Here is an 18424-nt window from a genome sequence, read left to right on the forward strand (position 1 = left end):
ATCAATCAGTTCGTTTCCATTGCAGGCTACCGGTATTGCCTATATGGAGTTTCTATTGTCACGACTATGCTGCGTAAATCCAGATGGGTAAAATTGTTTTTATTTGTCGATTAATAAGATAAAGTTATTGAAACAGCTAAATGACAGGAAAAACTTATGCAATTGACGCTGCGTCAAATTGAGGCATTTCTGACGGTTGCAAACCTGCGTAGCTTCACTGCTGCAGGGGCTTCCTTACACATAACCCAAAGTGCCGTGAGCAACCTTATCAAGGATCTTGAGGCACAGGTCGGCGTACCGCTTTTTGACCGTACATCGCGCTTCGTCTCACTGTCCCCCGATGGACGGGAGATGCACACGCTGGCCCAAAAAGCCTTTCACGAATTTTTGCTTATGGAAAAATACGCCGCAGATCTTAGCAGCCTGCGCGCGGGCAGAGTGCGCGTTGTGGGCGCGCCGCTTATCGCCTGCACACTGTTGCCACTGCTACTCGCGCACTTCAAGAGGGCCCAACCCGCCATACGGGTTGAGCTGGTGGATCAGCCCATGGCGCTGGTGCAATCAAGTATACAGCAAGGGGATGCAGAAGTCGGTTTTGGCCCGGCCCGACTGCCGGAGACAGACATTATCGCCCGCCATTTTTTTACCACCCCTGTGAGCATGCTCTCACGTCCGGATCACCCACTGGCAGGGCGGCACAGCACCTGGAGCGAGGTCAAGAAGGTTCCCGTGGTTGCGGTGGGCAGGGAATCAGTGGGCTATATCGCCGCAGATGTGGGTACGCAGCCGCCGTTTACCATTGGTCATGTGGTCAACCAGATGCCAACGGCATTTGCCCTGGCCGCAGCAGGTTGCGGCGTTGCGCTGGCTGGACGGTTTTCACTGATGCTGGCACGTGGCTATGGCCTTGTGGCTACCCTTCTGCACGCCCCAGTTCTGTACCGGGAAATGCAGATGTACCTGCCTGCCGCGCGCAAACTCTCGGACGCTGCCGCCACATTTGTGGATTTCGCCACGCAGTTTGTGAAAGATCACGATCCCAACACACTGGATTCAGCCACTGTTGCAGAACTGGCACCGCCGCTCAGCACACGCAGAGATGCCTGATCACAGGCGGCTGCCTGCCTTAGCAGTATAAAAAAACGCCCCGCTAAAAAGCAGAGCGTCTGAACACGCACGTCTGGCAGGACTGAAAGCAAGCGCCTTAGTTGTTTGCTTCAGCGGGCTGCACCATGATGGCCCCGGCCTCCCGTCGGCGCAGAGCAATGGTAACTTCTGCGCAACGCAGGGCCAGAGGATCGCGCAGGGGCGCATAGCCCACTACAGAAACAGGCATACCCGAGCCCAGCCCCATGTCGCGGATGCGCCGCGCAAGTTCACCCCGGGCATTGATGCTGACAATACGAGCCACGTCGCCCACCTTGAGGGACGTGAGAGGAATAACTGAATCCATTGCGCCTCCGGGAAACCTTTAAAAAACTGCCTAGCCAAAAATAACATTCATTTTCAATTTACTGATCATCAGGCCCAGCGTCAAGAAAAGATGCCGTTGGCAACCTGCGGCTATCGCGCCCCTCAATATCCAGCGCGGCAGGCTCCAGCCGCTCCTCTCGACCATACGGCCCGACTCTGGCATGATGCCTTGCAGCGGGAGGGTCGCTTGCCTCCACGCCCTTTCCGGCACACGTCAACAACGGACAAGCCATGAGCATCCTGAAAAAAGTTCTGGAACGGGGCCTCACCCCTTCCAACGTCATAAGCTACCTGTGTTTGCAGATCATGCGCGTGAACGGCGCGTTCTGGGGCACCCTGCGTCTGCGGCTCAAGGCCCTTGCGCTGGGCGTACAGGTGGGCGCTGGCGTGTCGGCCCACGGGCCTGTGGGCCTGCTGCGCTGGCCGGGCAGCCGCATGAGCATTGGCGCTGGCGCAAGCCTTATTTCTTCCTGGCGGCGGGCCACGGCTGCGGCATTGGCCCATCCCGTGCGGCTGCGCACCTTCGGCCCCGGAGCCAGCATTGAAATCGGCCCCGGCTGCCAGTTGAGCGGCACGTCCATCACCGCGCGCTCCAAGGTCATACGCCTTGGGCGTCAGGTCATGGTGGGCCCCAACTGCGTTGTGGTGGATTCCGACTTTCACGCCCACTGGCCGCCGGAAGCCCGCGCCACAGAACCCGGCATGGAAGGCGACCGCCCGGTAACTATTGGCGACTATGCGTGGATTGGCATGAACTGCCTTATCCTCAAGGGCGTAATCATTGGCGAGGGGGCCATCATAGGCGCTGGCAGCGTGGTCACGCGCGACGTGCCGCCCTTCTGCCTTGCCGCTGGCTCGCCCGCCCGCGTGCTGCGCTGCCTTAAGCCCGGCGAAAGCGCGCAGCAGCCCGTCACTGCGGAATAGGTCGCTGCACGGTGTCTGTGGGGGAATATATCACGGCGCTGCTGGCTTCGGAAAAGCTGGGCGCGCAGGTCACGTGCCACAAGCTCTTTCCGCCAGTGGAGCCATGCTACGCGCCCACGCGCCTGCCCTGGCCCGCTGCCATCAGCCGTGCCCTTGAGCAGCGCGGCATCAACGAGCTTTACAGCCATCAGGCCCTTGCCACAGACCACATCCGCGCCGGGCATTCCATTGTTGCGGCCACGCCCACGGCCAGCGGCAAAAGCCTTATCTACAACCTGCCCGTGCTCGACCGCTACCTGCGCGACCGTGACGCCCGCGCCCTGTATCTCTTCCCGCTCAAGGCTCTGGCGCAGGATCAGCTTGGCGCGTTCAACGCTCTGGTGGAGGGCTGGCCCAAGGAGGCCCGCCCCACTGCCGCCCTGTATGATGGCGACACCACCGACCATTTTCGGCGCAAAATCCGGCGTAACCCGCCCACGGTGCTTATCAGCAATCCAGAGATGCTGCACCTCGGCATTCTGCCCCACCACGAGCAGTGGGCGGAATTTCTGGCGGGTCTGAGCCATGTGGTTGTGGACGAGGCCCATACCTACCGGGGCGTGTTTGGGGCGCACATGGCCCAGGTGTTCCGGCGGCTCAACCGCATTGCCGGACGCTACGGCGCACGGCCCGTCTATGTGCTGTGCACGGCCACCGTGGGCAATCCCGGCGAACTGGCAGCAGCGCTGACCGGCACGGATGCGCCAGCAGCCACGCCTGCCCTTACAGGTCTGGATTCTCCGGCGCAGGTTCCGTCCTCCGCTCCTGCCGCCCGTATAACAGATGCGCCAGTGGTTATTGACCAGTCCGGCGCACCGCAGGGCCCACGGCACTTTGTTTTTCTCAATCCGGAGCAAAGCCCTGCCACAGCCGCCATCGACCTGCTCAAGGCGGCGCTGGCCCGCAACCTGCGCACCATAGTTTACTGCCGCTCACGGCGCATGACAGAACTTATCAGCCTGTGGGCCGGACAATCTGGCGTATTTTCCGAGCGAATCTCCGCCTATCGCGCGGGCTTTCTGCCAGAGGAAAGACGCGGCATCGAGGCCCGCATGGCCTCGGGCGAGTTGCTGGCCGTGGTCAGCACCAGCGCGCTGGAACTGGGCATAGACATTGGCGGGCTGGACGTGTGCATCCTTGTGGGCTACCCCGGCACGGTCATGGCCACCCTGCAACGCGGCGGGCGCGTAGGCCGCGCCCAACAGGAATCCGCCGTTATCGTGGTGGCGGGCGAGGATGCGCTGGATCAGTATTTTGCCCGCAATCCCGAAGATTTTTTCAGCCGCCCTGCGGAAAAAGCCGTGGTCAACCCGGACAACGAGGTCATTTTGACCCGCCATCTGGAATGCGCGGCGGCAGAAATGCCCCTCACCCCCGGCGAAGCCATGCTGGCAAGCCCTGCTGCCCGCGCCGCCGCCCGCGCGCTCAACGCCAAGGGACTATTGCTGCAATCTGCGGACGGCACCCAACTGCTGGCCGCCCGCAAGCGGCCCCAGCGGCATGTGGATTTGCGCGGCACAGGCCAGACCTTCAGCATTGAAGATCAGGACGGCCAGATCATCGGCTCGGTGGATGGCTTTCGCGCATGGCAGGAGACGCACCCCGGCGCTGTTTACCTGCACAGGGGCCGCAGCTACGTGATTGAAGAGATGGACCCGGCCCGCGCCCGCATTGTGGCCAAGGCCGCCAAGGTCTCGTGGTTTACGCGCACGCGCGGCCAAAAAAGCACGGATATCCTTGAAGAAGTCGAGCGGACATCGCTGGGCCGCGTGCTTGTCTGCCGTGGCCGCCTGCGCATCACCGATACCGTGACCGGTTATGAGAAGCGTTCTACATCTGGCAACCGCCTGCTCACCATCACGCCGCTTTCCGCGCCGCCGCAGGTTTTTGAAACCGAAGGCCTCTGGTACGTCATACCAGACAGCATCCGCGCCTCGCTGGAAGAACGCTTTCTGCACTACATGGGCTCCATCCACGCCCTTGAGCATGCTGCCATCGGCCTGCTGCCCCTGCTCATTATGGCCGACCGCAACGACTTTGGCGGTATTTCCACCCCGCTGCATGCCCAGACCGGGCTGTCGGGCGTATTCATTTATGACGGACTGCCGGGTGGGGCGGGCCTGACGCGTCAGGCCTTTCCCGATGCGCGGGCCCTGCTGGAAGCCACCTTCAAGGCTGTTGCCGCCTGCCCCTGCGAGGACGGCTGCCCCTCCTGCGTGCATTCGCCCAAGTGCGGATCCGGCAACAGACCCATCAGCAAGATCGGCGCGCTGGAGCTGCTGCGCGAAATGCTGGCCCCCGGCACGGAAGGCGATGCCCTGTGCCGCAACCTGCGCATCAGCCCCGCCCCTGACAGGCTGGATATGGAATCGCTGGACGCAGCCTCTGCCCTGGCGGCAGCGCCCCGGCCTGCGGTTTCGGCTCTGGATTTCATCAATGAAGGCAGCCAGACCGAAGCCGCGCACACTGCAATGGAGGAAGAATCCATGAGCAAAAAGCACTCCGCGCCGGACAACCAGAACAGTCTGTTCGGCGCTAACGGCCTTGCGCAATCCGGCTCCAGCGGCAGCACCCCCGCACCGCAGGGGGCGACCAGCGGCACACCGGGCGCACAAAGAACAACTACCTTTGATGCCGCAGGCCTGTTGACGCACATTCCCGTGCCGCCGCCCAAAAATTTTGTGGTCTTTGACGTGGAAACCCGGCGTTCCGCCGCCGAGGTGGGCGGCTGGAACCGGGCCGACCGCATGGGTGTGAGCGTTGCCGTGGCCTACGACAGCAAGGCGGACGACTATTTCTCCTACCAGCAGGAAGAGCTGCCCGCATTGTTCGAGCGCCTGCACGCGAGCGACCTTGTGGTGGGTTTCAACAGCCTGCGCTTTGACTACGCCGTGCTCTCGCCCTTTGCGCTCTTTGATCTGCGCACCCTGCCCAGTCTTGATCTTTTGCAGCGCGTGTACGAACGCCTGAACTACCGCCTTCCACTGGACAATCTGGGCCAGGCCACCCTGGGCGAACCCAAGAGCGCCGACGGTCTGCAAGCCCTGCAATGGTGGAAAGAAGGGAGGCTGGAAGATATCGCCACGTATTGCCGCAAGGATGTGGACATCACACGCCGCCTTTATCTGCACGGTCTGGAGCAGGGCTTTTTGCTGTTCAGCAACAAGGCTGGCTCCCGTGTGCGCGTTCCTGTGGATTTTCACCAGCGCTGAGATCGCCTTAGCCGGAAAAAGCAAAACGCCCGCAATTGCGGGCGTTTTGCTTTCAAATATCTGTGACAGGCAGCGTTATTTCAACTTTTTCAGCGTCTTCTCCATGCCTTCCGGCAGGGGATAGCCGTGATCCTCGCCGGGGAACGCGCCTGCGCGCACTTCACGCGCATAGGCCTCCACCGCCGAGCGCAGGCTCGCGCCCACTTCGCCAAAGCGTTTGACGAAGCGCGGCAGGTGGCTCAGGGTCATGCCCGTCATATCCTGCCACACCAGCACCTGACCATCGCAGCCAGCGCCTGCGCCGATGCCGATAACCGGGATGGACAGGGCCTGGGTCACGCGCTCGGCCAGGGGCGCGGGCACGCATTCCAGCACCAGGGCGAAAGCCCCGGCTTCTTGCAGGGTGCGGGCATCGTCCAGCAGTTTCTGAGCCGCAGCCATGCTTTTGCCCTGCACCTTGAACCCGCCAAAAGCGTTCACCGATTGCGGCGTGAGGCCAAGATGCCCCATGACGGGAATGGAGGCCCGCGTCAGCGCCCGCACTTCTGCGGCAAATTCCGCGCCGCCTTCAAGCTTGACCGCCTGGGCGCGGCCTTCTGTCATGAGCCGCCCGGCGTTGCGCACGGTTTCTTCCACAGAAACATGGTAGCTCATAAAGGGCATGTCGCAGACCACAAGGGCTTTTTGCGCACCGCGTGCCACGGCGGCGCAGTGGCGCACCATGTCGTCCACAGTGACGGAAAGCGTGTCGGGATAGCCCAGCATCACCATGCCCAACGAATCACCAACAAGCAGGGCATCCACCCCGGCCATGTCCATGACCCGCGCGGTGCTGTAGTCATAAGCCGTCAGCATGACGAGCTTTTCCTGCCCTTTGGCCTCGCGGAAGGTAACTATGGTGTTCTTCATGACTGAGCCTCCTTCTGGTTGGCATCGTGGGCCAGACCCATGATGAGGTGGGTAAGCTTGGCAGCCGTAAAGTCCGCATGGTGCAGGCCCTCAATGGGGGCCAGTTCCACCACGTCCAGTCCCACCACACGGCGACCCGCCACGCAGCGTTCCAGCATGTACTGGGCCTCGCGCCAGTTGATGCCGCCGGGCGAGGGCGTTCCTGTTGCTGGCATGATGGACGAATCAAGCCCGTCCACATCAAAGGTGATGTAAATGTTCTTGGGGAAATCCTCGGGCAGGGGCAGCTCCGGCAGGCCCACGCGGGCAAGGAAGTAGGCGTCGTAATGGGTGACGTTGAACTTCTTGCGGATCTCGGCTTCTTCCCGGCAGAAATCGCGCACGGCAAACTGCGTGAGCGGCAGGCCGAGGTCGGCCACGGCGCGGTACATGACGCTGGCGTGTGAAAAGGGGCTGCCCTCATACTGGGGCCGCAGGTCGGCGTGGGCGTCAAACTGCACAACGCCAAAGGGTTCGCCCGTTTTTTCAGCCTGCCGGGCCAGCGCACGTAAGGCCCCGAGCGTCACGGTATGCTCGCCGCCCAACACCACAGGCACTGCCTCGCAGGCAATGGCATGGGCCACAGCGGCCTCTATGCGGTCAAGCGTGTCGGTTATGGGGCCAGCGCAGTCCACGGCCTGAGCGGTAAAAAAACCTGACTCGCCAGGTGCGAATCCGCATTCCCAGGCTTCAAGCTGATGCGAGGCGGCAAGCAGAGCCTGAGGGCCTTTGACCGTGCCGCCGCCATAAGAAACGCTCTGCTCCAGAGGAACGGGGATAATGTGAAACCCTGCTTGCTCCGGCGCAGACTGGGGATATTCAGAAGCCAGAAACTTGTCTTGCATGTGATCCTGCCGTGATTTGACATAAAAAAACGGCCCGCTTGGGGAGGCAGGCCGTTTTGGTTGGAGGAGACTGTCAGCAAAAGAAAGGAAGGTACTTTCCAAGCTGCAATGGCCGTGCCACAAAAAGCAGCATACGAATAATCATATAACATGCTGCTTTTTATTGGTAATTTTTTACAGCCTCGCAATGGGCGCGTTAAAAATGTTTAACCCCTCGTACCTGCGCCCTGCCTGGAAGGCGCAAAACTGTACAAAATATTTTCTTGCACAGCCTACTGCACAGTATCCTTGCCCGGGGCAACAGCCGCACCCTGCAAAGAAAGGGAAAGCTTTTCGGCCAGTTCGCGCGCGGCGGGCGTATTGCGCCATTCGTCAAAGAGTTTCTGCCAGCCGCCAAAATCCACAAAGTTGCGGTCAAGCTGTGCTTCGTGCATCTGCACCCAGGCGTTGAAAAGCTGCATCTGCACCTGGAAGGTGGCGCTCTCAAAAATCATGGCCGCAGAATCGCGGGGCATGACCTGACCGTCCACATGGGCCAGAACGAAATTACAGACCGCGCGGCGGGAGGTTTCAAAGGTCACTTCCTGACCATTCATGTCTTCTGCCAGTGGCAGCAGGCGCGGAAACATCTCGCTGATGCGTTCCATGGCCTTGACCGGCACGGCGATGAACAGTGCGGGCTGGCCATCCGCAGCGGCAGGAGCATCGGGCTTTTCAGAGATGAAATAAAAACGCAGCCAGTTCTCGAACATTACGGCTTCCAGAACCTTGGCAACGCCATTCTGAAATTGTTCTTGAGCTTCGGGCATGGAGACTCCCTTAGTGTTTTACGGCCACGACCCGCAGCCGCCGATAATCAGCAATCCAACCGTCGTTATTCCACATGGATGCGCGCAGGGCATCCGCCACGGCGGCAAAAACTTTTTCCTGAGCCTCTGGGGCCACGCAATCCAGATCCTGGGCAAAAAACTGGGCCATCCAGCGGGCAAGGCCTTCTTCCCCGCCTTTGAGAGGGGTGGGCCTGTCGTATTCTTCCGCCAGCCGCACGGAAAATCCGTGGCGGCTCAGCAGGGCCGCATATTCCTGCGCCGAGGGAAAATAAAAACGCTCGCTGTTCAGATGCGCCGGGCCAATGCCCTCCCCCACCAGCGCGGCCTGAAAGGCCGCCCCAAAGGCAGCGCGGATACGCCCGATGTTACCTTGCGCGCCAAATTCGCACACCAGCAGGCCGCCGGGGCGCAGCGCCCGCGCCATGACGGCGGTCAAGCGCTCCTGATCTTCTATCCAGTGCAGCGCGGCGTTGGAAAACAGCGCGTCCACGCAGCCGTTCCACGGCATGTCGCAGGCGTCCATTACCAGAAATTCCACTCGCGGCAGACGCATCCTGGCCTGCACGATCATGTCGGGCGAGGCGTCAATGCCCACCACGCGGGCGGCTCTGGCGGTCAAGGCTTCTGTCAGTGCGCCAGTGCCGCAGCCTACGTCAACAACAAAGCCCAAACCATCGGGCAGCAGCCCCAGCAGGTTTTCACCGTAGGCTGCCACAAAGTCGTGGCTCTGGTCATAAAGACGGGCATCCCAATCCATGAATCCGATTCTCCCTGCGCGGCGAAAAAAAGCGCAAGCGCCACTTGTTGTAAACATCAGACTACAGCGCGTCAATGCGGCGGGCTGATTTGCAGCAACAATGCCGCCCGCTCCCTGCCAGAAATGATCGTGCTCAGGCCTGCTTTTCCCGTACGGCGCGCTTTTGCATTTCGCTGTTGCCAACTTGTCCGAGCACTGCGGCGGCAAGCCCCGTGCAGGCGCTCACGAGGCCCAGCGGCACGGCGGTATCGCCCCCGGCCAGCCCCACAAGGGGGGAGGTGCACGCGCCAAAAATAAAGACCGCCACGCCCAGAATGCCCGAGGCCGTTCCCGCGCCAACATTTTGCGCGCTGATGCCAAGCGTAAAGCTGGTGGGGAGCGTCATGCCCTGGAGGGCGATCATGAAAAACAGCCCCACGAGCAGCGGCAAGGGGGAAGCTGGCGCGATCACCGTCACGGCCAGTACGCCAAGGCAGGCCGCGCAACGCAGCGTGTTGCCGATTTGCAGCAAACGGGCTTCGCCAAAACGGCGCGACAGCCGGGCCGTGGCAAGGGCAACAAACATGACGCTCAAGGCGTTGCAGCCAAAAATGACGCTGTAGCCCTGCGGCGAAATGCCGTACATGCCCTGCAGCACAAAGGGCGAGGCCGCCACGTAACCAAAAAATCCGCCCATGGTGAAACCCTGCACGCCCACATAACACATGAAGGGTTTTTGCCGCAAAAGCTCGCCCATGGCCTTCCACGAAGCGCGCAAACCACCCTCGCGGCGCATGGTTTCCGGCAGAGTTTCCGACAGGCCTATGGCGCTCAGCACGATCAGCAGCACCCCAAAACCCGTCAGAAAATAAAAAATCAGGGGCCAGCCGCTCAAGGACGCCAGCCAGCCGCCCAGGAGCGGCCCGGTAATGGGCGCAATGCCGTTGACCGCCATGAGCAGGCTCATGAAGTTGGTCAGCTCCGGCCCGCGAAACAGATCGCAAGCCATGGCGCGGGCCAGCACAATGCCCCCTGCCCCGCCCAACCCCTGCGCAAACCGCAGGGCAATAAAGCTATTGCCCGTTTTGGCCGCAGCGCAACAGATGGAAGCCAGCGTAAAAAAGATCAGCGCCATGAACAGCGGCTTGCGCCGCCCGGTGGAATCTGAAATGGGCCCCACAAACAATTGCCCGAGGGCCATGCCCAGCAGACAGGCCGTGATGGTCAACTGCGTTGTTGCCGTGGAGATATTAAGGTCTGCCGCCAGCGCGGGCAGGCTTGGCAGATAGGTATCAGTACACAGCGGGCCAAAAGCGGCCATCATGCCCAGCAGGAGCGCCAGAAACAGCCTGCGGCGGCGGGGCAGCCTTGCGCCGGCACCCACAATATAATCATTTTCCGTAATGCGCATGTTCGTCCTTTTTCTTTTCTTTGCGCGATATTCGGGACGGACGCTGGCAAAGTCAAGGGCGGGGAATGCCCCTGTGCGGCTCTGGTATGCGCTGCCGCCTTATGCTACCCTGCGCCCATGATTGATTACGCTCAAGCCCTTAACGAAGCCCAGTACGAGGCAGCCACCTGCGGCGATGGCCCGGTTCTGGTTGTGGCAGGTGCAGGCAGCGGCAAAACCCGCACCATCGTCTACCGTCTGGCATGGCTGGCAGAGCACGGCATCGAACCTGACGCCATGCTCCTGCTCACCTTTACCCGCAAGGCCGCGCAGGAAATGCTGCACCGCGCGGGCCTGCTGCTCAATCAGGGGCTTGCGGGCGTGCAGGGCGGCACCTTCCACGCCTTTGGCTTTGGGGCGCTCAGGCGCTGGAAACCCGAATGGCTTGGCGACAGACCCTTCACAGTCATGGACTCCGCCGACATCAACGAGGCGGTCAAGCACTGCAAGGATCAGCTCAAGCTGGGCAAGGGGGACAGGTCGTTTCCCAAGACCCAGAGCATTGTGGGGCTACTGAGCAAGGCCCGCAACAAGGAGCTGCCGCTGGACGAAGTGCTGCGGCGCGAGGCCTTTCACCTGCTGCCCCATGCCGATGGTCTGGCACGGCTGGGTGATGCCTACAATGCCTACCGCCGCGACAAGGGCCTGCTGGATTACGATGATCTGCTGTTCGAGCTTGAGGCCCTGCTGCGTGAAAATCCGCTGGCGGCCGCCTCGCTGCGGCAGAGGTTCAGCCATATTCTTGTGGACGAATATCAGGATACCAACCTGGTTCAGGCCCGCATTGTGCGCCTGCTGGCAGGGCCGTTGGACGGCCCCCCAGGCAACGTCATGGCCGTGGGCGACGAAGCCCAGTCCATCTATGCCTTTCGCGGCGCCAATGTGCGCAACATATTGGACTTCCCCACGCTTTTTCCCGGCGCGCGTGTTGTACGGCTGGAAGAAAACTATCGCTCCACCAAGCCCGTGCTGGATGTGGCCAACAACCTGCTCTCCCACGCCGCAGAATCTTTCCGCAAAAATCTGTTCACGCGCAAGGAAGGCGGCGACCCGGTACGCCTTGTGACCCCGCTCAGCGACATGAGTCAGGCCAAGCTGGTGGTGCGCCGGGTTGAAGAACTGCTGGCTACCCATCTGCCGCACGAAATCGCGGTGCTGTTCCGCGCGGGCTTCCATTCCTATAATCTGGAAATGGCCCTCAATCAGGCGGGCATTGCCTTTCGCAAATACGGGGGGCTGCGCTATACCGAGGCTGCCCACGTCAAGGATGTTATCGCCTACGCCCGCCTGCTGCTCAACCCGCTCGACCTGCCCGCCTTTGCCCGCGTGGCGGCCCAGCACAGCGGCATTGGCCCCAAGACGGTGGAAAAACTCTATGCCGTGGCCCGTAGCGGCGACCAGAAATCCACAGAAAAAGCCTTTGCCAAGTTTCCGGGTTTTCTGGAAGACATGCGCTTTGTGGACGACCTGCGCGCCCGGCCCATGCCGCCCTCGGCCACGCTGTCGTCCGTTCTTGAGCATTACCGCCCTCGCCTCGAGGCCCTCTACCCGGAAGACTGGCCCCGCCGCCAGCAAGGGCTGGAAGAAATCATCCAGATGGCCTCCGGCTACAGCGAACTGGATCTTTTTGTGGCAGATCTGGCCCTTGAAGCGCCGGACGATGACGAGGCCGACAGCAACGAAGGCAAGATCACCCTTTCCACAGTGCATTCGGCCAAGGGGCTGGAGTGGAACGCCGTCCTGATCATTGATCTGGTGGAAGACCGCTTTCCTTCGCGCCACGCTCTGGCCCGGCCAGAAGATTTTGAAGAAGAGCGCCGCCTCATGTACGTGGCCTGCACCCGCGCGCGCCAGTGCCTTGACCTCTACGCCCCTGCCTCGCTCTACAACAGGGCCGAGCGTGGCAGTCAGCATGTGAGCCAAAGCCCCTTTGTGCGCGAGCTTGCGCCCGGTATGGTTGAAGAGTGGATTGAAGGCTTCGGCGGTACGCTCTCGCGCCGCAGCGTTGGCGGCGTGGGCTTTGGGCGCAAAACTGCCATGCCTCCTGCTGGCGGCCTTGGCGGCGCGCAAGGCTTTTCGGGCGGGCTTTTGCCGCGTCCGCAGCGCCCGCCGAGCCACGATGCCTATGACGATTGCCAGCTTGCGCCAGACGATGCGCCGGTGAATGCGCCAGCAAGCGGCTCGGGCAAGCAGACTTTTCCCTTTGCGACCCCCGCGTCCGCCCCTGCGGCAGCGCAGGGGAGTTCAAGGCCGCAGGCCGCAGGCGATGGCGAACTGTGCTACTGCCGTCACCGTATTTTCGGGCGCGGCAAGATCGTGCGTCATTTGCCGCCGGACAAGGTACAGGTGAATTTCCCCGGCTTCGGCCTCAAGGTCATCCTGAGCGAATATCTGATTCTGGAGAGCTGATATGGTTCCGCCCCACGCATCCCCTGCTTCTCATGGCTCTCTTTCTGAAGACGGCATTCTGGCCTGTCTTGGCAGACACTTTCCGCAGACCGGGCCTTCCCTGCTGCTGGGCAGGGGTGATGACTGCGCCGTGCTGCGCGGCGGCAAGCCCCTGGCCGTGAGCAGCGACCTTTTCCTGGAAGACGTGCATTTTCGCCGTTCGTATTTTACCCCTGAAGAAACAGGCTACAAGGCGCTAGCCGTCAATGTGAGCGATCTTGCGGCCTGCGGGGCGCGGCCCGTGGCCTTTACCCTGTGCCTCGGCCTGCCTGGCTGGGTGGACGAACCGTGGTTGGACGCGTTTTTCTCCGGCATGGCAGGTCTTGCCAAGCAGCACAACATGGTGCTGGCCGGGGGCGATCTTTCCGGCTGCGAGCGTCTGCATATTTCTGTGACCGTGTGGGGCGAGCCCGCCGACCCAGGCACCTTTCTTGTGCGCGGCGGCAGCATGCCCGGCGATGTGCTCTTTGTGGTGGGGCGGCTCGGTCTTGCCCGCGTGGGGCTCAAGGCCCTTGAAACGCAGGGTCGGGCAGCCCTGGAGCAATGGCCCGCCGCCTGCGCGGCACACCTGCACCCCGAGCCGCAGGTGGACGCGGGCCTCATGCTGGCGCGGGCCGGGTTCAACGCCCGCCCGCCTGCACTCATGGATGTTTCTGACGGCATCATGCGTGATCTGCCCCGGTTGCTTGGTCTTACGGGCGAGCTGAGCGCGGCGGGACAGGTCTCGCGCGGCAGCTTGGGGGCGGAAATTATGCTGGCCCGTGGGCAACTGCACCCGGAAGTAGTGAGCTATGCCGAAGCCCATGGCAGAAATCCCGTACACGAGGCCCTGCTGGGCGGCGAGGATTACGCCCTGCTGGGTTCGTGCGCGCCCGACATGCTGCCCCCCCTGCATGCAGCCATACCGCGCCTTACCAGCGTCGGTGTTGTGACCTCGGGCGGCGGCATTGTGTGCAACAACGAGCCGCTGGACAACCTGGCGGACATGCACGGCTTTGACCACTTTGAACGCAAAGGGCAGGAAGCCTGACATGCGCGCTCATATCGGCGTAGTCTGCTGGAACAGGCTTGAGCTTACGCGGCTCTGTCTCACCAGCCTCCTGCAAAAAACCCCGCCGGGCTATGGGCTCACAGTGGTAGATAACGGCAGCACCGATGGCACAAAAGAATTTTTGCAATCGCTGGCCTCGGCGCATCCGCACATGCGCCTGCACTTGCTGCGCCGCAACATGGGCGTGGCCGTGGCCTCCAACCTCGCCTGGGACGACGCCGCCGACGCGGATTTTTACGTCAAACTTGATAATGACGTGGAAGTGCTCGACCCGCAGTGGCTGAACCGCCTCATGCGCATGCTGACCGACAATCCCCGCCTGGGCATGGTCGGATACAAGCTGTGCGCAAAGCATGAGGGTACGCCCCTGACTCTGGCCGATGGTTCGCCCTCGCTGGAGGTCATCTGCTGCAACGGAGCCTGCGCCTGTATTCCCCACGCTGTCCACGAACTGCTTGGTTTCTGGAACGAAGGCTTTGGCCGCTATGGTTATGAAGACCTTGAGTACAGCTGGCGTGCCCGCAGGGCTGGCTATACCCTGGCATACGCTCCCCAGCAGGATGCCCTGCGCCATCACGGCACAGAGCCGGAATTCATCGACCCGGAGCAGGAGCGCGGCAAGCTCTCCAGCCACACCTCGGATATTTCCGGCACCAAGGCCTACCTTCTGTACCTCCTGCTCTACGAACAGGGGGTCATCCCTTTGAAAATGGGCCGCAAATACCTGCCCTCACAAGCCCCTGAGGGATTGACCTTTTCGCTCAATCCGGCCCACAAGGCCCTGCAGCGCCTGATGGTTCGCCTTATCAACAGCGTGGACACCAGCCAGCAGGGCGACCTTTCGCAGCTTGACCTGCGCGCATGGCAAAACAAAGGAAACCCCGCATGAGCACCACCTCGCAGCGGTCTGCAGCCGCGCCTACTACAGAAAACCAACCTTCCATTCCCTTAGAGCTGGTTGAAGAATTCCGCTCCGTCTGCCGCGATGCATGGAAGCAGGGCCTGCTGTCCGGCTGTAACGGCAATGCCAGCCGCAGGCTCGGCAGCCACGCGCCAGGGTTGATCTGCGTCACGCGCAGCGGCGCTGCCAAAGGCAGGCTGACCGCCGCCGACTGCTGCCTTATGGACATCGCCACAAGCGTTGTTGTATCCGGCGGGCCAGCATCCACAGAATCGGGCATGCACCTTGCCATCTACCGCGCCCGCCCAGACTGTAGTGCCATCCTGCACACCCATCCTCGCCGTCTGCTTGCCTTGAGCTTGCGGCTGGCGGGCAGGCAGGAGGACTTTTTGCGCCTGCCCCTTTTTGAAGCCGAAGTATGGCGGGCCAAGCTGGGCTTTGCCCCTGCTCTGCCCCCCGGCACTGCAAAACTTGCAGACGCCGTGGCTCTGGCTGCCAGCGGCAAGGATGCCGTGTGGATGGCCGGACATGGCCTGTGCTGCCTGGGGCGCACCCTGGCCGAAGCCCTGTGCCTGGCTGAAGAACTGGAACATCTGGCCGCGCTACAGATACTCGCCACAGTGTAGTGCAAGCATTGCCGCCGCTCCTTACAGCCCGCATTTGCGGGCTTTTTTGCGTCTTTTAGTGTTACGACTTGCAAAAACATACGCATAATTGTAGCATATATTATATTTTCGTAATACAAAATCCAAAGGAGCTCTCCCACCATGCATATCCGTTCGCACCTCTGCGTCGCTCTGGCCATTATGGGTCTTATGGTTTCCAGCTCTGCCGCCCTGGCCCACGAATTCATCCTCAAGCCCGACACGGCAACCCCTGCAGCCGGGCAGAAAACCCGCATGCAGGCGCAGGCAGCCCATGTGTTCATGGTCAGCGAAGAAGCCGAAAACCCCGCCAACGTGCGTCTGTACCTCTTGCAGGGCGACAAAAAAACCGACATCGCCCTTGTGGAAGACAAGGCGCTCGTTTCGCTGGTGGGCGACTTCACCCTCGCGCAGAACGGCCCCGCCATGCTGGTGGGCCACCGCCTGCCCCAGATATGGTGCGAAACAACGCAGGGTGAAATGGAAGGCAGCCGCGCCGCCCTTGAAGCCAAGGGCATGAAGGTCAAATCCTCCGGCAAGTATGAAAAATTCGCCAAGACCCTGCTCAATCCCGCCAGCAACGACACCCTGTTCGGCAAGGCACTTGGCCAGGATCTGGAACTTGTGCTGCTGACCAACCCCGCAGACATCAAGCCCGGCGCCCCCCTGAACGTACAGGTGTTGCTGCGCGGCAAGCCCGTGCCCAATGCCACTGTGGGCCTGACCCACGATGCCTTCAGCAAGGATCAGGATACCTACAAATCCAAGGCGCAAACCGATGCGCAGGGCAAGGCCTCCTTTACCGTGGACAAGCCCGCCCTGTGGATGCTGCGCACCACTGTGGTGGAAAAGACCCCCAGCACGGATGCAGATGAGCACCATCTGCGCGCCACCTATGTGTTCCCCGTAAAGTAGCCCCATATCCACACGCATGCAGGCGGGGGAAGGTTAGCTTTCTCCCGCCTGTGCGCATTCCCGCACCTGCTTGAGGCAAGGATAGTTATATGCGCATTTTTCTTTTGGGGCGCTGCGCCGCCATCTGTCTTGCGGTTGCGCTGCTCCTGGCAGGCACCGCTGCCCAGGTTTCGGGCCATGCCCTGTATGCGGCAGACACCCGACATGACGGCGTGGTGCTTGTGCAGTTTGCCTACTCCAGCGGCGAGCAGCCCACCTATGCCAAAGTGGAGGTGTACAGCCCCGCGGACGACAAGGTGGAATTTCAGAATGGCCGCACGGACGCACAGGGGCGATTTGCCTTCATGCCTGATGCGCCGGGCCGCTGGCGCATCATCATGGCCGACAACATGGGGCACAGGGTTGAACACCCGGTGGAAATCAGCGCAGCTCAGGGGGCCGCAGCCGCAGACAGCGGGCACGATGCGGGGCCGGGCGGCTTTGCCATGCCCTCGCGTATTCTGCTGGGCCTGAGCCTCATCGCCAACATGGCGCTGGCGGCTACCGTGCTGCGGCGCAGGAAAAAACATATGGCCTGACTGCCGCTCCAAATTATTTTTGACCGCAAAAAAAGGGTGCCTCCTGATGGAAGCACCCGTTTTTTACATCTGGCAACGTGCGTTTATTTCGGCTCAATAACTTCCCTGCCGCCCATGTAGGGAACCAGCACCTTGGGCAGCACAAGGCTGCCGTCCTTTTGCTGGCAGTTTTCAAGGATGGCGGCAATGGTGCGGCCCGTGGGCAGGCCGGAACCGTTGAGCGTGTGCAGGAACATGGCCTTGCCGCCCTTGGGCTTGAAGCGGATATCGGCCCTGCGGGCCTGAAAATCCGTGCAATTGGAGCAGGAAGAAATTTCGCGGAAAGTTTTTTGCGTGGGCAGCCACACTTCCACATCATAGGTCTTGGCAGAGCTGAAGCCCATGTCGCCCGTGCAGAGGGTGATGACCCGGTAGGGCAGTTCGAGCATTTCCAGCAGGTTGCAGGCATGACCGCGCATGATCTCAAGCTGATTGAAGCTGTCGTCAGGATGGGCGAAACGCACCATCTCGACCTTGGTGAACTGGTGCATGCGGATAAGACCGCGCGTATCCTTGCCCGCGCTGCCCGCCTCGGAGCGGAAACAGGGCGTGGCCGCACAGTAGGCGCGGGGCAGATCGGCCTCATCCAGCACTTCGCCAGCGTGCAGGTTGGTCAACGGTACTTCGGCAGTGGGGATCAGATAGTATTCCCACTCGCGCAGCTTGAACAGGTCTTCCTCAAACTTGGGCAACTGGCCCGTGCCTGTCATGCTGGTGCGGTTGACCATGTAGGGCGGGCAGACTTCAATATAGTCTTCGGCCACGGTGTGCTGATCTAGAAAAAAGTTCACCAGTGCGCGTTCCAGGCGCGCGCCCCAGTTCAGGGACACCACAAAGCGGCTGCCGGTCAGGCGGGCGGCGCGCTCAAAATCAAGCCCGCCAAGGGCCACGCCCAGATCCCCATGCTCGCGCGGCTCAAAATCAAATTCACGCGGCGTGCCCCAGCGGCGCACTTCCACGTTTTCCGATTCATCCTTGCCCACGGGCACGGCGGCGTCAGGCAGGTTGGGTACGCGCATGAGCCAGGTTTCCACATCGGCCTTGGCTTGGGCGGTTTCAACGTCCAGTTCCTTAATGCGTTCGGAAACGCCGCTCATTTCGGCCAGCAGAGCCGTGGCATCTTCGCCCGCGCGTTTTTTGGCGGCCACTTCGGCAGAGGCCGCGTTGCGGCGGCTCTTGAGGGTTTCCACCTCGGTCAGCAGGGCGCGGCGGCGGGCGTCCAGCGCCAGAAATTCATGAACATCCAGATCCGAATGCCTGTCGGTCAAAGCCTTGGTCAGCACTTCGGGCTGCTTTTGCACCAGTTTGAGGTCAATCATAGCCGCTCCTGAAAAAAACGCGCACCGCGCGGGATATAGCAAAATCTGCTCCTCATGGGGATGGGGAGCGCA

At 61.5% G+C, this 18424-nt stretch carries 16 protein-coding genes; 9 read left to right on the forward strand and 7 right to left on the reverse strand.

Going from position 1 to position 18424, the window contains the following annotated elements; all coding sequences use genetic code 11:
* Positions 1-156 precede the first annotated feature (156 nt).
* Positions 157-1107 (forward strand): LysR family transcriptional regulator, encoded by a 951-nt coding sequence (locus tag QZ383_RS13215; RefSeq protein WP_291446099.1) that lies wholly within the window; start codon positions 157-159, stop codon positions 1105-1107.
* A 97-nt stretch (positions 1108-1204) separates the two neighbouring features.
* Here the strand turns inward: QZ383_RS13215 and QZ383_RS13220 are convergent, their stop codons facing one another.
* The gene (locus QZ383_RS13220; RefSeq protein ID WP_291446101.1) at positions 1205-1453 is read right to left on the reverse strand and encodes a FeoA family protein; all 249 of its coding nucleotides are present in this window, start codon (positions 1451-1453) and stop codon (positions 1205-1207) included.
* Between the two features lie 251 nt (positions 1454-1704).
* Here QZ383_RS13220 and QZ383_RS13225 point away from each other — a divergent pair, with 251 nt between their 5' ends.
* Together QZ383_RS13225 and QZ383_RS13230 are read left to right on the forward strand one after the other, a co-directional pair.
* On the forward strand, positions 1705-2397 hold the full coding sequence (locus tag QZ383_RS13225) for an acyltransferase (protein WP_291446103.1): 693 nt from the start codon (positions 1705-1707) through the stop codon (positions 2395-2397).
* 11 nt (positions 2398-2408) lie between these two features.
* Positions 2409-5648 carry a DEAD/DEAH box helicase gene (locus QZ383_RS13230; protein WP_291446105.1) on the forward strand — a complete coding sequence of 1080 codons (3240 nt, stop codon included), beginning with the start codon at positions 2409-2411 and terminating at the stop codon, positions 5646-5648.
* Positions 5649-5723: 75 nt separating this feature from the next.
* On the opposite strand, the gene panB is transcribed toward QZ383_RS13230, so the two are convergent.
* From panB to QZ383_RS13255, 5 genes are all read right to left on the reverse strand, one after another.
* Entirely contained in the window at positions 5724-6557 is an 834-nt protein-coding gene (gene panB, locus QZ383_RS13235) for a 3-methyl-2-oxobutanoate hydroxymethyltransferase (RefSeq protein WP_192112601.1), read from the reverse strand.
* Positions 6554-7441 (reverse strand): agmatinase, encoded by an 888-nt coding sequence (speB, locus tag QZ383_RS13240; protein WP_192112600.1) that lies wholly within the window; start codon positions 7439-7441, stop codon positions 6554-6556. Before speB ends, panB begins: the two co-directional genes overlap by 4 nt.
* A gap of 272 nt (positions 7442-7713) precedes the next feature.
* Positions 7714-8250, reverse strand: a complete 537-nt coding sequence (locus QZ383_RS13245) for a hypothetical protein (RefSeq protein ID WP_291446107.1) — start codon at positions 8248-8250, stop codon at positions 7714-7716.
* A gap of 10 nt (positions 8251-8260) precedes the next feature.
* A complete protein-coding gene (locus QZ383_RS13250) occupies positions 8261-9028 on the reverse strand; it encodes a class I SAM-dependent methyltransferase (protein ID WP_291446109.1) in 768 nt (255 codons plus the stop codon).
* A gap of 133 nt (positions 9029-9161) precedes the next feature.
* Positions 9162-10418, reverse strand: coding sequence for a multidrug effflux MFS transporter (locus QZ383_RS13255; protein ID WP_291446111.1), 1257 nt, complete (start codon positions 10416-10418; stop codon positions 9162-9164).
* Between the two features lie 117 nt (positions 10419-10535).
* On the opposite strand from QZ383_RS13255, the gene QZ383_RS13260 reads away from it, so the two are divergent.
* From QZ383_RS13260 to QZ383_RS13285, 6 genes are all read left to right on the forward strand, one after another.
* Positions 10536-12866, forward strand: coding sequence for an ATP-dependent helicase (locus QZ383_RS13260; protein WP_291446113.1), 2331 nt, complete (start codon positions 10536-10538; stop codon positions 12864-12866).
* Position 12867: 1 nt separating this feature from the next.
* Positions 12868-13935: a thiamine-phosphate kinase gene (gene thiL, locus QZ383_RS13265; RefSeq protein WP_291446115.1), complete on the forward strand. Its 1068-nt coding sequence runs from the start codon at positions 12868-12870 to the stop codon at positions 13933-13935.
* Between the two features lies 1 nt (position 13936).
* Positions 13937-14845, forward strand: a complete 909-nt coding sequence (locus QZ383_RS13270) for a glycosyltransferase family 2 protein (RefSeq protein ID WP_291446116.1) — start codon at positions 13937-13939, stop codon at positions 14843-14845.
* Entirely contained in the window at positions 14842-15483 is a 642-nt protein-coding gene (locus QZ383_RS13275) for a class II aldolase/adducin family protein (protein WP_291446118.1), read from the forward strand. Before QZ383_RS13270 ends, QZ383_RS13275 begins: the two co-directional genes overlap by 4 nt.
* A gap of 141 nt (positions 15484-15624) precedes the next feature.
* Positions 15625-16416 carry a DUF4198 domain-containing protein gene (locus QZ383_RS13280; protein WP_291446120.1) on the forward strand — a complete coding sequence of 264 codons (792 nt, stop codon included), beginning with the start codon at positions 15625-15627 and terminating at the stop codon, positions 16414-16416.
* 89 nt (positions 16417-16505) lie between these two features.
* Entirely contained in the window at positions 16506-16994 is a 489-nt protein-coding gene (locus QZ383_RS13285; RefSeq protein ID WP_291446122.1) for a hypothetical protein, read from the forward strand.
* A gap of 83 nt (positions 16995-17077) precedes the next feature.
* On the opposite strand, the gene serS is transcribed toward QZ383_RS13285, so the two are convergent.
* Positions 17078-18352 carry a serine--tRNA ligase gene (serS, locus tag QZ383_RS13290; RefSeq protein WP_291446124.1) on the reverse strand — a complete coding sequence of 425 codons (1275 nt, stop codon included), beginning with the start codon at positions 18350-18352 and terminating at the stop codon, positions 17078-17080.
* Positions 18353-18424 lie beyond the last annotated feature (72 nt).

This window comes from Desulfovibrio sp. (assembly GCF_019422935.1).
Lineage (GTDB): Bacteria > Desulfobacterota > Desulfovibrionia > Desulfovibrionales > Desulfovibrionaceae > Desulfovibrio.

Bases quoted from the DNA above. Each gene is read 5' to 3' on its own strand.
- QZ383_RS13215 (WP_291446099.1), top strand. From the start codon at position 157: ATGCAATTGACGCTGCGTCAAATTGAGGCATTTCTGACGGTTGCAAAC.
- QZ383_RS13285 (WP_291446122.1), top strand. From the start codon at position 16,506: ATGCGCATTTTTCTTTTGGGGCGCTGCGCCGCCATCTGTCTTGCGGTT.
- QZ383_RS13280 (WP_291446120.1), top strand. From the start codon at position 15,625: ATGCATATCCGTTCGCACCTCTGCGTCGCTCTGGCCATTATGGGTCTT.
- speB (WP_192112600.1), bottom strand. From the start codon at position 7,441: ATGCAAGACAAGTTTCTGGCTTCTGAATATCCCCAGTCTGCGCCGGAG.
- serS (WP_291446124.1), bottom strand. From the start codon at position 18,352: ATGATTGACCTCAAACTGGTGCAAAAGCAGCCCGAAGTGCTGACCAAG.
- panB (WP_192112601.1), bottom strand. From the start codon at position 6,557: ATGAAGAACACCATAGTTACCTTCCGCGAGGCCAAAGGGCAGGAAAAG.
- QZ383_RS13275 (WP_291446118.1), top strand. From the start codon at position 14,842: ATGAGCACCACCTCGCAGCGGTCTGCAGCCGCGCCTACTACAGAAAAC.
- QZ383_RS13220 (WP_291446101.1), bottom strand. From the start codon at position 1,453: ATGGATTCAGTTATTCCTCTCACGTCCCTCAAGGTGGGCGACGTGGCT.
- QZ383_RS13245 (WP_291446107.1), bottom strand. From the start codon at position 8,250: ATGCCCGAAGCTCAAGAACAATTTCAGAATGGCGTTGCCAAGGTTCTG.
- QZ383_RS13260 (WP_291446113.1), top strand. From the start codon at position 10,536: ATGATTGATTACGCTCAAGCCCTTAACGAAGCCCAGTACGAGGCAGCC.
- QZ383_RS13270 (WP_291446116.1), top strand. From the start codon at position 13,937: ATGCGCGCTCATATCGGCGTAGTCTGCTGGAACAGGCTTGAGCTTACG.
- QZ383_RS13250 (WP_291446109.1), bottom strand. From the start codon at position 9,028: ATGGATTGGGATGCCCGTCTTTATGACCAGAGCCACGACTTTGTGGCA.
- QZ383_RS13255 (WP_291446111.1), bottom strand. From the start codon at position 10,418: ATGCGCATTACGGAAAATGATTATATTGTGGGTGCCGGCGCAAGGCTG.
- thiL (WP_291446115.1), top strand. From the start codon at position 12,868: ATGGTTCCGCCCCACGCATCCCCTGCTTCTCATGGCTCTCTTTCTGAA.
- QZ383_RS13225 (WP_291446103.1), top strand. From the start codon at position 1,705: ATGAGCATCCTGAAAAAAGTTCTGGAACGGGGCCTCACCCCTTCCAAC.